Below are 13,852 nucleotides of genomic sequence, written 5' to 3'. Positions count from 1 at the left end.
GGCGGGTCTCGATGAGCCAGATCGCCATGCCCGAGGGCCGCCTCACCGAAACGATCATGGAGCGGTTGTCCCCGTTCCCACGCGATCATTTCCTCGCCGCCGGTGATCTGAACGCCGCCACCGTCCCACCCCTGCTGGACCTGGCCGACGCCTTCGTCGACTTCAACCGTCAATCCGCCAAGTCGCTGGACCTGATGCGCGGGCGCACGGTGATGAACCTGTTCTTCGAGAACTCGACCCGCACCAGCGCTTCGTTCGAGATCGCGGCCAAGCGGCTGGGTGCCGACGTGACGACGCTCAGCCCGCGCACCTCGTCCGCCGCCAAGGGCGAGACACTGATTGACACGGCGGCCACGCTGAACGCGATGAAGCCGGATGTCCTGGTGGTGCGCCACGGGGCCTCGGGCGCGGCGGCCCTGCTGGCTCAGAAGGTCGGTTGCGCCGTCGTCAACGCCGGGGACGGGCGGCATGAGCATCCGACCCAGGCGCTGCTGGACCTGCTGAGCCTGCGCCGGGCGTTCGGGGACGTGGGTGCGCTGACGGTGGCGATCTGCGGCGACATCGCCCACAGCCGCGTGGCACGGTCGAACGTGGCAATGCTGTCGATGATGGGCGCGCGAGTGCGGCTGATCGGGCCGCCCACGCTGGTGCCGGGCGACGCCGACCGCTGGGGCTGCGAGGTCTTCCACGACATGCGCGAGGGGCTGAAGGGCTGCGACGTGGTCATGATGCTGCGCCTCCAGCTGGAGCGGATGGAGGGCGCGCTGGTGCCTTCGACCCGCGAGTATTTCCGCTTCTGGGGTCTCGACCGCGAAAAGCTGGCCTGGGCCAATCCCGGGGCAAAGGTCATGCATCCGGGGCCGATGAACCGGGGCGTGGAGATCGATTCCGACGTCGCCGACGACCTGACCGTGTCGCTGATCCAGGATCAGGTCGAGATGGGAGTCGCGGCGCGAATGGCGGTGCTGGCCGCGCTCTCGGCCCGGCGCGAGGGGGGCGCGGCATGAGCGTGATCGCCATCCTGAACGCCCGCCTGCTGGATCCCGCGTCCGAGTATGACGGTCCCGGCTCCGTGCTGATCGAGGACGGCCGGATCCGCGAAGTCGGCCGCGGCCACGGCGCGACCGCACCCGAGGGAGTAGACGTCGTCGACGCGCAGGGCCTGTGCCTGTCGCCCGGACTGATCGATATTCGCGTCAAGGCTGGCGAGCCGGGGGCAGAACCCAAGGAGACGCTCAAGTCGGCCAGCCTGTCGGCGGCGGCGGGCGGCGTCACCACCATCGTCATCCAGCCCGACACCGACCCGGCCATCGACGATCCAGCGATGATCGAATTCATCCAGCGGCGCGGTGCCGCGCTGGGTCTGGTCAATGTCCGCGCCGCCGGGGCGGCGACCAAGGCGCGCGATGGGGTGCGGATGGCCGAGATCGGCCTGATGGACGAGGCTGGGGCGCTTTATTTTACCGATGTCGACGCGGTGATCGCCAACACCCGCACCCTGCAACGGTTGATGAGCTACGCCGCCGCCTTCAACGCCCTCATTTCGTGCCGTCCGGCCGATCCGTGGCTGAGCGAAGGTGCCGTGGCGACGTCGGGCGAACTGGCGATGCGTCTGGGACTGGCCTCGGCCCCGGCGATCGCCGAACGCATCCAGCTGGAGCGCGATCTGGCCCTGGTCGAACAGACCGGCGCCAGGTTCCTGGTCGACCAGATCTCGACCGAGGGAGCGCTGGAGACGCTGGCGCGCGCGCGCGCCAAGGGTCTGGAGGTCGCCGCCTCCGTGTCGATCAACCATCTGTGTTTCAACGAAATCGACATCGGCGACTATCGCACCTTCTACCGGCTGGACCCGCCGCTGCGGCCCGAGAGCGACCGGCAGGCGCTAATCGAGGCGGTGCGTGACGGCCTGATTGATGCCATCACTTCGGCCCACGCGCCCGCTCCGGCCGAGGACAAGCGCCGCCCGTTCGCGGAAGCCGTACCGGGCGCGGTCGGGCTTGAGACCCTGTTGCCCGCCGCCCTGACCCTGCACCATGAGGACGGGCTGGAGCTTCTCGACATTCTGCGGCCGCTGACACAGGGTCCTGCAACCTTGCTGGGGCTGGACGCCGGCGTCCTCGACAAGGGAGCGCCCGCCGACCTGATCCTGTTCGATCCCGGCGCACCGGTCGTCATCGACGCCGACGCCTTGAAGTCCAAATCCAAGAACTCCCCCTTCGACGGACGCCGATTGCAAGGTCGGGTCTTGCTCACAATCGTCGGCGGACGCATCGTCCACGACGCACGCTAAGAGGGAGCGAATCAGTTTGCAGGATCTGGTCGGCCCACCAGAAGCACTCGAATGGGGGACGCTCGCGCTCGTGGCGGCGGGCGGATACCTGCTGGGGTCCATTCCTTTCGGCGTGATCCTGACCCGCGCGGGCGGGGCCGGAGACGTGCGCCAGATCGGTTCGGGCAACATCGGCGCGACCAATGTGCTGCGCACCGGCCGCAAGGATCTGGCGATCGCGACCCTGTTCCTCGACGCCGGCAAGGGCGCGGTGGCGTTTCTGGTCGCCAAGGCCCTGTTCGACAGCGATGTCGCGGCGGCGATCGCGGGCGGCTCGGCCTTTATCGGTCACCTGTTTCCGGTCTGGCTGGGGTTCAGGGGCGGCAAGGGCGTCGCCACCTTCTTCGGCCTGTTGCTGGCCGCGGCCTGGCCGCTGGGGCTGCTGGCGGGCGCGACGTGGCTGCTGGTCGCGGCGCTGTTGCGGATGTCTTCGCTGGCGGCCCTGATCGCCACTGCGGCCTCGCCCGTATATGCCCTGCTGCCGGTCGAAGCCCTGGGCCTGCCTGCCGCCTCGCCCATCCCGCTGCTGGTGATCTTCACGGCCGCGCTGATCTGGATTCGGCACCATGAGAATATCGCCCGCCTGCTGAAGGGGACGGAGCCCCGCATCGGAGCTAAGACGCCGTGAGGCCGCCCGCCGCTCTGCCCGAGGCCGAGCGGTTCGCCCGCCTGCGTCTGGCGCGGACGGAAGGGGTCGGACCGGTCACTTTCCGACAACTGCTGGACCGGTTCAGCGGTGCCCGGCGTGCGCTTGAGGCCCTGCCCGATCTGATCCGGCGCGGCGGGTCGAGCGGACATGCGATCCCTAGCCTGGACTCCATCGAAGCCGAACTGGAGGCCGGCGCTCGCATCGGCGCCCGATTGATGGTCCTGGGCGATCCGGAGTTTCCCGAACCGCTGGCCGCGCTGGACCCGCCGCCGCCGTTGTTGTGGACGCTGAGCGACTTCGGCCTGATGAACCGCCCCTGTATCGCCGTGGTCGGCGCGCGGATCGCCTCGGCGGGCGGTCAGAGGATCGCGCGCGGTCTTTCGCAGCAGCTCGGGGAGGCCGGGCATGTGGTGGTCTCCGGCCTGGCGCGCGGCATCGACGGGGCGGCGCACGCCGGGGCGCTGGCGACCGGGACCGTCGCCGTGCTGGGCGGCGGTGTGGACGACGTCTATCCTCCCGACAACGCCGACCTGTACCGCCAGATCGCTGAACAGGGCTGCATTGTCTCAGAGAGCCCCGTGGGCGCCCGTGCCCAGGCGAAGGACTTCCCGCGGCGCAACCGCATCATTTCGGGCCTGTCGCGCGGGGTCATCGTGGTGGAAGCCGAACTGAGGTCCGGCTCGCTGATCACCGCCCGTCTGGCGGCGGAACAGGGCCGCGACGTCTTCGCCGTGCCGGGCTCGCCGCTGGACCCGCGCTCACGGGGGCCGAATGAACTGCTCCGACAGGGCGCGATCCTATGCGAGGGGCTTGAGGACGTGGAGCGCGCCTTCTCCACCCTGCAAACCCTGCGCGAGCCGGCGGCGGACGACCCCTTCGCCGGCGCGCCTGACAAAGTGGATGAAGCCTTGATGGGAAAAGTCGCCGCGCTGTTGTCGCCAACACCGACGCCTCGGGACGAACTGGCGCGCGCACTGGACGCGCCGATCGGCCCGGTCGCCGCCGCCCTGCTCGAATTGAGCCTCGCCGGTAGGGCCACGCTGCTGCCCGGCGGGCTGGTTTCCAGCTGATCCCGCCAGATGATTTGCGGCGCCGATTGACAGCGGCCCCCGCGACAACCACGTTCCCGCCCCTTCCCGGCCTCGCTGAAAGCGCCCTCCCCGCATGAATCTCGTCGTCGTCGAGAGCCCCGCAAAGGCCAAGACCATCAATAAGTATCTGGGCCCGGACTTCACCGTCCTGGCGTCCTATGGGCACGTCCGCGACCTGCCGTCGAAGGACGGATCGGTCCTGCCCGATGACGATTTCGCCATGAGCTGGGAGATCGATGCCAAGGCCTCCAAGCGTCTCAGCGAGATCGCTGAAGTCGCCAAGCGGGCCGACCGCGTCATACTGGCGACCGACCCCGACCGCGAGGGCGAGGCGATCAGCTGGCATGTGCTGGAGATCCTGACCAAGAAGAAGGTGCTGAACGACACGCACGTCGAGCGGGTCACCTTCAACGCCATCACCAAGTCCGCCGTGCTGGAGGCCATGGCCAATCCGCGCCAGCTCGACATGGAGCTGGTCGAGGCCTATCTGGCCCGCCGCGCGCTGGACTATCTGGTGGGCTTCACCCTGTCGCCGGTGCTATGGCGCAAACTGCCGGGCGCGCGTTCGGCCGGTCGGGTGCAGTCGGTCGCCCTGCGCATCGTCGTAGACCGCGAGATGGAGATCGAGCGGTTCAAGGCGCAGGAATACTGGTCGGTCGAGGCCGACATGGCCGCCGACAGTCCGCCCTTCACCGCCCGACTGGTAAAGCACGCGGGCAAGCGGGTGCAACGGCTGGACATTACCTCTGAAGCCATGGCGACGGCGGCGCGCGACGCCATCGCCGCCGCGACCTTCACCATCGCCTCGGTCGAGAAGAAGCCGGTCAAGCGCGCGCCGTCCCCGCCCTTCATGACCTCGACCCTGCAACAGGAAGCCTCGCGCAAGCTGGGCTTCACAGCGCAACGCACCATGCAGGCAGCGCAGAAGCTGTATGAAGGTGTCGACGATCAGGGGGGCCTGATCACCTATATGCGGACCGACGGCCTTTCGGTCAGCCCCGAAGGCATCGCCCAGGCGCGCGAGGTCATCGGCGAGCGGTTCGGCCCGGCCTATGTTCCGGAAACGCCGCGCTATTACAAGACGAAGGCCAAGAACGCCCAGGAGGCGCACGAAGCCATCCGGCCGACCAACATGGCCCGCGCGCCCGAGACCCTCCGCCTCGATGGCGATCTGCAGCGGCTGTACGAACTGATCTGGAAGCGGACCATCGCCAGCCAGATGGAGTCGGCGCGTCTGGACCGCACCACGGTCGAGATCGAGGAGCCGAGCGGCCAGACCGGCCTGCGCGCTACAGGTCAGGTCGTGGCCTTCGACGGCTTCCTGGCGGTTTATGAGGAAGGCCGCGACGAAAAACCCAAGGACGGCGCCGAGGACGAGGACGATACGACCCGCCTGCCCGCGCTGAAGGAAGGCGCGGTTTCCAAGGTGGAAGCGATCCGCACCGATCAGCATTTCACCGAGCCGCCGCCACGTTATTCGGAAGCGACGCTGGTCAAGAAGCTGGAAGAGTTGGGCATCGGTCGTCCGTCGACCTATGCATCGATCCTGACCACGCTGCGCGACCGTGAATACGTCCGCATGGACAAGAACCGCTTCTATCCGGAGGACAAGGGGCGGCTGGTCACGGCCTTCCTGGAGGAGTTCTTCGCCAAATGGGTCGAGTATGACTTCACCGCCGCGCTTGAAACCCGGCTGGACGAGGTCTCGGCGGGCGATCTGAACTGGAAGGTGCTGCTGCGCGAGTTCTGGACGGACTTCCACGCAGCGACGAGCGCAGCCGGCGAATTGCGCACCACTGCCATCCTCGACGCCCTGAACGAGTCGTTGGGCCCGCACATCTTCCCGGCCCGGGAAGATGGGTCAGATCCGCGCGAGTGCCCGCTGTGCAAACAGGGCCAACTGAGTCTGAAGACCAGCCGGTTCGGTGCCTTTGTCGGCTGTTCCCGCTATCCCGAGTGCAAATACACGCGGCCGGTGGCGTCTCCTGACGCGGCCGATGGCGGCGCGGACGGCGGCGACCGGGAACTGGGCGTCGATCCGGTCACGGGTCAGCCGGTGTCGCTGAAGATCGGGCGGTTCGGGCCGTATGTGGAAACCACGCCGCCAGGCGAGGAGAAGCCCAAGCGGTCATCCCTGCCCAAGGGCTGGTCGCCGGCGTCGCTAACGCTGGAACCGGCGCTGCGCCTGCTGGGCCTGCCGCGCGAGGTCGGGGCGCACCCGGAAGACGGCAAGATGATCACGGCCGGGCTGGGTCGCTACGGGCCGTTCATCCTGCACGCGGGGACCTATGCCAACGTCGCGGACATCGACGAGGTATTCGAGGTCGGGCTGAACCGCGCGGTCGTGCTGCTGGCCGAGAAGCGGGCGGACAAGTTCGCCGGTCGCGGAACCGCCACGGTGCCGCTGAAGGACCTGGGCGCTCACCCGGAGACGGGCGAGCCGATCCACGTCATGGCGGGCCGGTTCGGTCCCTATGTGAAGTCGGGCAAGATCAACGCCACCCTGCCCAAGGGCATGGTGCCGGAAGACCTGACTTTGGAGGAGGCCCTGCCCTTGCTGGCCGCGCGCGCTGCGACGGCTCCGTCAAAGGGCAAGAAGGCACCGGCGAAGAAGGCGGTGGTGAAGAAGCCGGCCGCCAGCAAGACCCCGGCCAAAAAGCCCGCTGTGAAGAAGGCCGCCAAGCCGGCACCCTGACATCCCTACCGCTCGTCCCTGTGCAAAGCGGGATAAGCGGGTTTTTTGGGGTCACCTTTTCAAAAGCCTGTCCCGGGCCGCGTTGAGGCGGGCGGCGAGGCCTTCGGTGCCGCCCTGATCCGGATGAGCGCGACCCATCAGGTGGCGCCATGCGGCGTTGACGGCCTGTGGCGTCGCATCAGCGGGCACGCCGAGGATCGATCGCGCCTCGGCTTCGGACAGGGTCTCCGTCGGCCGCGCAACCACGACCCTCTGACGCGACGCGATCGTCAGCCACAAGGCCGCGCCGATCAGGCCGGCGGCCGGCAGCCAGGCGCCGCGAAACGCCAGCAGAACCCCGCCGGCCAGCATGACGGCGCTGAACAGGGTGGCGGTGATGCGCCAATGGCCACGCCCCCTGCCCTCGCTCTGACGTCCCAGACGAACCAGCGCCCAGACGGCTATGCCGACCAGGGCCAGCCAGATCGGGCTCACGCCGCCGCGTCGAGCGGCGCGTCGAGCGTGCCGCTATCGAGACCCAAGGCCAGCATCAGGCTGCGCATCTCCTGCCGCGCGGCGACGTGGGCCAGCGAGACCGAGACCGGACGAACGTCGTTGGACAGGTCGGCGACGGTCAGGCCGAACGGGAACAGCTCGCGATAGATGACGCGGTCGCGCAGGCCAGGGCCCATGCGGAAGCCGACACGGCGGGACAGCTTCTCAATCCGCTCTTCCAGACGTTGACGGTTGCGGGCGGCGGCGACTGCGAGACGATTGACGACTACGATCCAGTCGATGGTGGCGTTGCGGCCCTGGCTGATCGCGCGGTGTTTGCGCGCCTCCCAGACGCTCTCTGAATAGATCGAGGGCTTGATCAGATCGAGAGTGACCGGATCAACGTGACCCAACAGGTCGAAGTCGACGAAGCTGTCGTTCATCGGGGTGACGATCTGGTCGGCGAGGCCGTGGGCCATGCGCGACAGCAGGGTGTCGCCGCCGGGCGTGTCGATCAGGATGACGTCGGCCGAGGCGCGGGCGTGGGCGAAGGCGGCCTCGAAAATACGGGTCTGCTCTGCCTCGTCTGCCTTGGCCAACGTCTTGCCGTCGCCCATGTCGGGCTCGATCGGCATGGGCAGGACCTGTTCGTTGGCGGCCATCCAGGCGGCGCGGTTGGCGAAGAATTTCGCCATCGACCGTTGGCGCAGGTCCAGGTCGATGACGGCGACCCGCCGGCCCGCGTGCAGCAGACCGGTGGCGATGTGTATGGCGAGCGTGGACTTGCCCGCACCACCCTTCTCATTACCGACGACGATGACCGTGGGGTCAGACATGGAGACTCTTGCTGTTGGCGACCGCCGACTCGCCGCGCGATCCACGAACGGCAGAATCGTCGGACGAGGCCGCCACGTCAACGCAATGCGGCGCTCAGGCCTGTGGATGCGGACGATTGCCGTCGTCAGGCGGCGCGGCGGCACCACGGGTCATCGATGCCGGCGGCGGCGCAGACGGCTGCGGCCCCGGAGGCCGGAACCCGCACCTTCAAGCGCGTCAGGCGGCGGCCGTCGATCTCGACGACTTCGAACACCGGCGTCAGGCCGTCGAGCGCGGCAGAGGCGGTGCCCTTCTGCAACCGCGTCCAGGCGGCGCGGGCGGAACCTTGGCTGGAATAGGCGCCGATCTGGACCAGCGGGTGAGCCTTGGCGGCGACGGCCGGACGGGCCTCAACCGCTGGGCGCAGTCCGGCACGGGCGACGGCCCCATCGATCCGGGTCGAGACCCGCTGGATGATGGCGTCAGACACGGCGGGCGCGGCGGCGGCGATGACTTGCGGCGCGGCCTCGAGGGCCATGCCGCCCAGTCCACCGTCGCGAGCGTCCCACAGGGCGTGGGGGTCCATGACCTCGACCCGGAGCGCCGGGCGAAGACCCGTGTCGGCCGCAGACTTCAGGGGCGCGGTCGCAGCGCGCGTCGGGGCCTGTCCGTTGAGTGGGATGGCGGCCACGCTTTGGGCCAGGTTCTCGAACCGATGTGGATCGCTGTCGACCATGCCACAAGCGGACAGGGTCGCGACCGCGAAACAGGCCAGCACTGGACGGATCAAGAGGCTCGGCGTCATAAGGCGGAGATTGGCACGCCGGGATTTGAAGCTCGGTTAACAAAAACGCTTAAGGCAATAGGTTAATCTGTTCACCATGGCCTCTCACACTGCCCTTCCCGTCGCGCGGACAATCGCGGACCTGCGCCTGACCGTGAGCGACTGGCGGCGGCAGGGGTTCACCGTGGGCTTCGTCCCCACCATGGGCGCTTTGCATGACGGCCACTTGGCCCTCGTGCAGGAGGCCGGTCTTCGCGCCGACCGGGTGGTGGCCAGCGTCTTCGTCAATCCGACCCAGTTCGCCGCGCACGAGGATCTGGACGCCTATCCGCGACAGGAGACCCGAGACGCGGAGCTTCTGGCGGGCGCGGGCTGCGCCCTGATGTACGCGCCGTCGGTCGAGGAGATGTATCCGGCCGACGCCACCACGACGGTTTCCGTCGGCGCGCCCGCCGAGGGACTGGAGGGCGTGGCGAGGCCAGAGATGTTCGGCGGCGTCGCCCTGGTGGTCGCCAAGCTGCTGAATCAGGTCAGACCGGACGTGGCCGTGTTCGGCGAGAAGGACTATCAACAGTTGATGGTTGTTCGTCGGCTGGCGATCGATCTGGACATCCCTACCGAAATCGTCGGCATGCCGACCGTCCGCGACGGCCACGGGCTGGCGTTGTCTTCGCGCAACGCCTACCTGACCGGTGAAGAGCAGACGATCGCGCGCCGGTTGAACGGCGTGCTGGCCGAGGCGGCCGCACGGACCATGACCGGACGAGCCGTGGGCGACGTCGAGCGCGAGGCGCAGGAGGCCCTGCTGAACGCCGGGTTCTCGCACGTGGACTATGTCGCCGTGCGAAAGTCCGAAAACCTGAGGCCGTTTGAGGGCGGGATCGTCGACGGACCCGCGCGCGTCCTCGCCGCCGCCTGGCTGGGTCGGACGCGGCTGATCGACAATATGGCGGCGGGCTAGACCGATTTCGCTCTAGCCGATCGCTCCGACGCAGCCTTCGTCACAGCCGACGGACAGGGCCGCTTCGGTCAGCGAGAGGGTCCAGCCATGGTGGGTGTCCAGTCCCCGACGGGGGATGCCGCCGCCGTCCCCCGCGTCACCACCGACGTCGACGATGACGCGGCGGCCGGTCGGCAGGGCCGCCGGATCGATGCGACCGACCGCCAGCGCCGTCGGGATATCGCCGCCAAACCCGTCGAAGACGCTGAGCATGCTCCATTCGCGGCGCAGGCCGATCCACCACGGGTCGCCCGCGTTGATGGCCAGCACCGCGACGCCCTGGCCTTCCGCCGCCCAGGCCAAGGCGGCCTGGGGATCGCGCACGGCGCGCATGTCGGCCGCCGCGCCAAAGCGCAGTCGCGCGCCGTCGAAGGCCCGCGTCGGCTCGACGGGCGACCAGACCTGCACCGCCATCCGCCCCTGACGGGCCAGACCCCAGCCGACGATCTGCCGCCACAGGCTTTCGACCGCCTCGCGATGGTCGGGATCGGCCTGGGAGAGGACCCGGTCGAGCACGGCCTGTTCGCGGTCGGGGCGAAGTTTCACATGAGGGCCGAGCGGGGCGTCCTTGGCCTTGCCCACACGGGCGGCGATGGACAGTCGTTTCTGGAACAGGTCGAGCAACTGGTCGTCCAGCAGGTCGATCTCGTGACGCAGGGCGGCGAGCGCCATCTGTTCGGCGGAGACGTCGGGCAAGGCGGGCCGGATGTGCTGGAGGGCGGACGTCGTCAGGGCATGGGGCACGGGATCAGGCTTTCGGATGTCGATGCGGCGTGGGGGTTTTGCGAGCCGCCGCCCCGTCGCGGGGCGGTCGCCGGCGAGGCCGTCAGGACGACGTCCCGAAAGCCTCAGCCGGCGTATCGAAAGCCGTAGGGATACAGGCCCGCCACCGCGAAAACGCGGGTCAATGCCGTCGCAGCGAGGGCTTGAGGATGGACCATGAGCCTCAATGGACGCACGGATCGTGCGCCGTCAACCCGGTGCGGCGCTGAGCAGGACAAAGAGCGTGCGGTTGTCGGCCGAATCCTGGATGTCGTTGCGCAGAATCGACAATTCGTAGACTTCCGCCGCCCGCGCCGGGGCGACGGCGGCGCGGGTCAGGTCGCCGGCTTCAGCGACGGCCCGGGCCGCGCCCGCCGTGTCAAAGGCCTCGACCGGCTCGATCCCCAGGGCCGCAAGAGAATCGGGGCATTGCCGCAGCGCGACGGGATGGCTTTCGGCGGTCTTGACGCTGCGCAGGTTGGTGCCCTTCGGTGCCATCAGCGCCAGACGGATCGGCCGCCAGACCTCGGACACGATTGTCAGCCCGGCCTTGTCCACCAGAGACGCCGCAGGCTCGACCCGCCCGATCGTCGAATTCTCGACCGGGATCAGGGCGCAGCCGACCTCTCCCGCCTTGAGCGCGTCGATCGCCGCTTCGAAGGTGTCGTAGGCGACCGCCTCGTCCCACGGTCGAAGATCGGTGCAGGCTTCGTGGCTGAACGCGCCCGGCGCGCCCTGATAGGCGCAGCGACCGCGCGTGGCGTCATTTTCGGGTCCGCCGACGCCCGCGACCACTATGCCGCCTCTGATTGCGAACGCCGTCCGGCCTTCAGCCGTTCGGCCACGAGGAAGGCCAGCTCCAGCGCCTGGTCGGCGTTGAGGCGCGGGTCGCAATGGGTGTGGTAGCGGTTGGACAGGTCATCCTCGGTCAAGGCCTGGGCCCCGCCGATGCATTCGGTGACGTTCTGGCCGGTCATTTCCAGATGGACGCCGCCGGGGTGGACGCCCTCGGCCTCGGCCACGTTGATGAAGCCTCGCACCTCGCCCAGGATACGCTCAAACGGCCGGGTCTTGTAGCCGTTGCCGGCCTTGAGCGTATTGCCGTGCATGGGGTCGATCGACCAGACGACGCGGCGGCCCTCGGCCTTCACCGCCTTCATCAGGCGCGGCAGGCGATCGCCGACCTTGTCCACGCCGAAGCGGCCGATCAGGGTCAGGCGTCCGGGGGTGTTGTCGGGGTTCAGCACGTCGATCAGGGCCAGCAGATCGTCCGGCTCCATCGTCGGTCCGCATTTCAGGCCGATCGGGTTTCTGATGCCCCGCGCGAACTCGATGTGGGCCCCGTCCAGCTGGCGGGTGCGTTCGCCGATCCAGACCATGTGGGCCGAGGTGTCGAACCATTCGCCGGTATTGCCGTCCAGACGCGTCAGGGCGCTTTCAAGGTTCAGCAGCAGGGCCTCGTGGCTGGTGAAGACCTCGACGCGGCTCAGGTCGGGATGGCTCTCGGGCGTGACGCCGACGGCCTCCATGAAGGCCAGGGCCTCGGTGATCTTGTCGGCCAGATCGCGGTATTTGGCGCCGTAGGCGCTGTCGGCCGCGAAGCCCATGGTCCAGCGGTGGATGTTGTACAGGTCGGCATAGCCGCCACCGGCGAAGGCGCGCAGCAGGTTCAGGGTCGAGGCCGACTGATTGTAGGCGCGCAGCAGGCGCTGGGGATCGGGTATGCGCTCTTCGGGGGTGAAGGCCATGCCGTTGATGATGTCGCCGCGATAGCTGGGCAGGGTCTGGTCGCCGATCGTCTCCAGCGAAGACGAGCGCGGCTTGGCGAACTGGCCGGCGATCCGCCCCACCTTCACGACCGGCTTGCGGCCCGCGAAGGTCAGGACCACGGCCATCTGCAGGATCAGGCGGAAGGTGTCGCGAATGTTGTCGGTCGAGAACTCCTTGAAGCTCTCGGCGCAGTCGCCGCCCTGAAGCAGAAAGGCCTTGCCCGCTTCCACCTCGGCCAGTTTCGACGTCAGGCGACGCGCCTCGCCCGCGAAGACCAGCGGCGGCATGGCGCGCAACTCGTCCTCGACGCGGGCCAGGGCGGTCGCGTCCGGATAGTCCGTCGGCATATGCGTGACGGGCTTCTGTCTCCAGCTCTCGGGGGTCCAGCGCATACTCATGCCCGCAAGATAGGCCGCCGTCCGTTCCGGGACAATGAACCGACGTGACGCATAGGTCGGGGCCCTTTCTCCGGGCATGGCTTTGCGCCGCCGGCGGACAAGCGGTTGGGGAGGGCGCGGGGCGGCCGGGCCTCGCCCGGTGCTTGGATAGATTTACCGTTTCGACGAGACAGACCGCCCCGCGTAGCCGTTTTCCACGCGCCCTCCGGCTGGCGGCCCTTGCTTCGGGCCTTACCGGATCACCGCCGCCGACATTGCTGTCGTCGACGCGGGAGGGACATGACGGTGTCGGCGGTCCACTCCTTCAGCGCGCGGCGAGCAGGCAGGCGGCATCCATCACCGACCACAAGGACCCCCGAAGTCTCCATCCCCCGGGCTTCTTCGCTCGACCACAGCCCGCCGACATCGGGGCGTTGGATCCGACGCCCTCCCCACCGACGGGATGAGGGAATTATGCGCGCGATTTCAGGGGGGTCAGGAATAGAGTTCTGGAAAGGGACAGGGCGTTGATCGAGTGGAAGATTTTCGCGCCAACCCGACTATGTTCGCGAGGGTCAGCGTCACCGTTTCCCTTCTCCCCTGGCGGGTGGAGGAAGGGGTCCGCTGAAACCCGGCGGCTACGTCTTTGCGCCCAATCCGGAAGCGGACTCTCCGAATGACAGCTTTGGGTGGGGAGCGGACGATTGTACCGCTAAACTTAATCGGTAGCCGGATCGGCGGAATTTCCGACCCGACTGGTTAACGTGTCGGCCCCGAACGGTGCCCATACGGCTTTCGACTTCTCGCTGCGAACTTCATAGGCGGCTTTAGCGGAGGGGCGGCCCAATGAGGCCGCCCCTCCTGTTGCTTCAAGACCTCAGCGAGACAATTCTATCTGACCCCGATCGGATCGGGATTGCCGTCGGGATCCCCCACAACTAGGCCGCCGTTGGCGACCGCGCCTGCTAGGCTCAGGACTCATTGATCATAGCCAGAAGATCACCGTGGCGGCGATAGTGATGGCAGACATGAAGGTGTGTGCGCATCGGTCGTAGCGGGTGTGGATGCGCCGCCAGTCCTTGAGCCTGCCGAACATGTTCTCGAT

13 protein-coding genes are annotated in these 13,852 nt (G+C 68.1%); 6 read left to right on the top strand and 7 right to left on the bottom strand.

What is annotated here, in order from left to right:
* Positions 1–11 precede the first annotated feature (11 nt).
* From ACESMO_RS01825 to topA, 5 genes are all read left to right on the top strand, one after another.
* Positions 12–1,007, top strand: coding sequence for an aspartate carbamoyltransferase catalytic subunit (locus tag ACESMO_RS01825; protein ID WP_372706473.1), 996 nt, complete (start codon positions 12–14; stop codon positions 1,005–1,007).
* Positions 1,004–2,290, top strand: a complete 1,287-nt coding sequence (pyrC, locus tag ACESMO_RS01820; protein ID WP_372706472.1) for a dihydroorotase — start codon at positions 1,004–1,006, stop codon at positions 2,288–2,290. The genes ACESMO_RS01825 and pyrC overlap by 4 nt, the downstream gene beginning before the upstream one ends.
* Before the next feature lie 16 nt (positions 2,291–2,306).
* A complete protein-coding gene (plsY, locus tag ACESMO_RS01815; RefSeq protein WP_372706471.1) occupies positions 2,307–2,957 on the top strand; it encodes a glycerol-3-phosphate 1-O-acyltransferase PlsY in 651 nt (216 codons plus the stop codon).
* The gene (gene dprA, locus ACESMO_RS01810) at positions 2,954–4,048 is read left to right on the top strand and encodes a DNA-processing protein DprA (protein ID WP_372706470.1); all 1,095 of its coding nucleotides are present in this window, start codon (positions 2,954–2,956) and stop codon (positions 4,046–4,048) included. The genes plsY and dprA overlap by 4 nt, the downstream gene beginning before the upstream one ends.
* Before the next feature lie 94 nt (positions 4,049–4,142).
* Positions 4,143–6,764 carry a type I DNA topoisomerase gene (gene topA / locus ACESMO_RS01805; protein ID WP_372706469.1) on the top strand — a complete coding sequence of 874 codons (2,622 nt, stop codon included), beginning with the start codon at positions 4,143–4,145 and terminating at the stop codon, positions 6,762–6,764.
* A gap of 51 nt (positions 6,765–6,815) precedes the next feature.
* On the opposite strand, the gene ACESMO_RS01800 is transcribed toward topA, so the two are convergent.
* From ACESMO_RS01800 to ACESMO_RS01790, 3 genes are all read right to left on the bottom strand, one after another.
* Positions 6,816–7,238 (bottom strand): molecular chaperone DnaJ, encoded by a 423-nt coding sequence (locus ACESMO_RS01800; RefSeq protein ID WP_372706468.1) that lies wholly within the window; start codon positions 7,236–7,238, stop codon positions 6,816–6,818.
* Positions 7,235–8,074, bottom strand: a complete 840-nt coding sequence (locus tag ACESMO_RS01795; protein ID WP_372706467.1) for a division plane positioning ATPase MipZ — start codon at positions 8,072–8,074, stop codon at positions 7,235–7,237. The genes ACESMO_RS01800 and ACESMO_RS01795 overlap by 4 nt, the downstream gene beginning before the upstream one ends.
* Before the next feature lie 125 nt (positions 8,075–8,199).
* Positions 8,200–8,859, bottom strand: coding sequence for an SPOR domain-containing protein (locus ACESMO_RS01790; RefSeq protein ID WP_372706466.1), 660 nt, complete (start codon positions 8,857–8,859; stop codon positions 8,200–8,202).
* A 76-nt stretch (positions 8,860–8,935) separates the two neighbouring features.
* Between ACESMO_RS01790 and panC the strand changes: the two genes are divergently transcribed.
* A complete protein-coding gene (gene panC, locus ACESMO_RS01785) occupies positions 8,936–9,799 on the top strand; it encodes a pantoate--beta-alanine ligase (protein WP_372706465.1) in 864 nt (287 codons plus the stop codon).
* A 12-nt stretch (positions 9,800–9,811) separates the two neighbouring features.
* On the opposite strand, the gene ACESMO_RS01780 is transcribed toward panC, so the two are convergent.
* From ACESMO_RS01780 to ACESMO_RS01765, 4 genes are all read right to left on the bottom strand, one after another.
* Positions 9,812–10,582 carry a chorismate mutase gene (locus tag ACESMO_RS01780; protein WP_372706464.1) on the bottom strand — a complete coding sequence of 257 codons (771 nt, stop codon included), beginning with the start codon at positions 10,580–10,582 and terminating at the stop codon, positions 9,812–9,814.
* A gap of 228 nt (positions 10,583–10,810) precedes the next feature.
* Complete coding sequence (locus ACESMO_RS01775; protein WP_372706463.1) at positions 10,811–11,395, bottom strand: prephenate dehydratase domain-containing protein; 585 nt, start codon at positions 11,393–11,395, stop codon at positions 10,811–10,813.
* Entirely contained in the window at positions 11,395–12,768 is a 1,374-nt protein-coding gene (locus ACESMO_RS01770) for a class II 3-deoxy-7-phosphoheptulonate synthase (RefSeq protein ID WP_372706462.1), read from the bottom strand. Before ACESMO_RS01770 ends, ACESMO_RS01775 begins: the two co-directional genes overlap by 1 nt.
* A 964-nt stretch (positions 12,769–13,732) precedes the next feature.
* Positions 13,733–13,852 (bottom strand): transposase (locus ACESMO_RS01765; RefSeq protein WP_372706167.1); only part of this gene is annotated, 120 nt, incomplete at its 5' end.

Origin of the sequence: Brevundimonas sp., assembly GCF_041688735.1 — a bacterium.
In the GTDB taxonomy this organism is placed as follows: Bacteria; Pseudomonadota; Alphaproteobacteria; order Caulobacterales; family Caulobacteraceae; genus Brevundimonas.
The sequence above is the reverse complement of the archived record's forward strand: the minus strand, read 5'-3'. Positions and strand labels throughout refer to the sequence as shown.

Excerpts from the sequence above, each read along its gene's own strand:
- ACESMO_RS01825 (WP_372706473.1), top strand. The coding sequence starts at position 12 with ATGAGCCAGATCGCCATGCCCGAGGGCCGCCTCACCGAAACGATCATG.
- pyrC (WP_372706472.1), top strand. The coding sequence starts at position 1,004 with ATGAGCGTGATCGCCATCCTGAACGCCCGCCTGCTGGATCCCGCGTCC.
- topA (WP_372706469.1), top strand. The coding sequence starts at position 4,143 with ATGAATCTCGTCGTCGTCGAGAGCCCCGCAAAGGCCAAGACCATCAAT.
- ACESMO_RS01795 (WP_372706467.1), bottom strand. The coding sequence starts at position 8,074 with ATGTCTGACCCCACGGTCATCGTCGTCGGTAATGAGAAGGGTGGTGCG.
- ACESMO_RS01790 (WP_372706466.1), bottom strand. The coding sequence starts at position 8,859 with ATGACGCCGAGCCTCTTGATCCGTCCAGTGCTGGCCTGTTTCGCGGTC.
- panC (WP_372706465.1), top strand. The coding sequence starts at position 8,936 with ATGGCCTCTCACACTGCCCTTCCCGTCGCGCGGACAATCGCGGACCTG.
- ACESMO_RS01770 (WP_372706462.1), bottom strand. The coding sequence starts at position 12,768 with ATGAGTATGCGCTGGACCCCCGAGAGCTGGAGACAGAAGCCCGTCACG.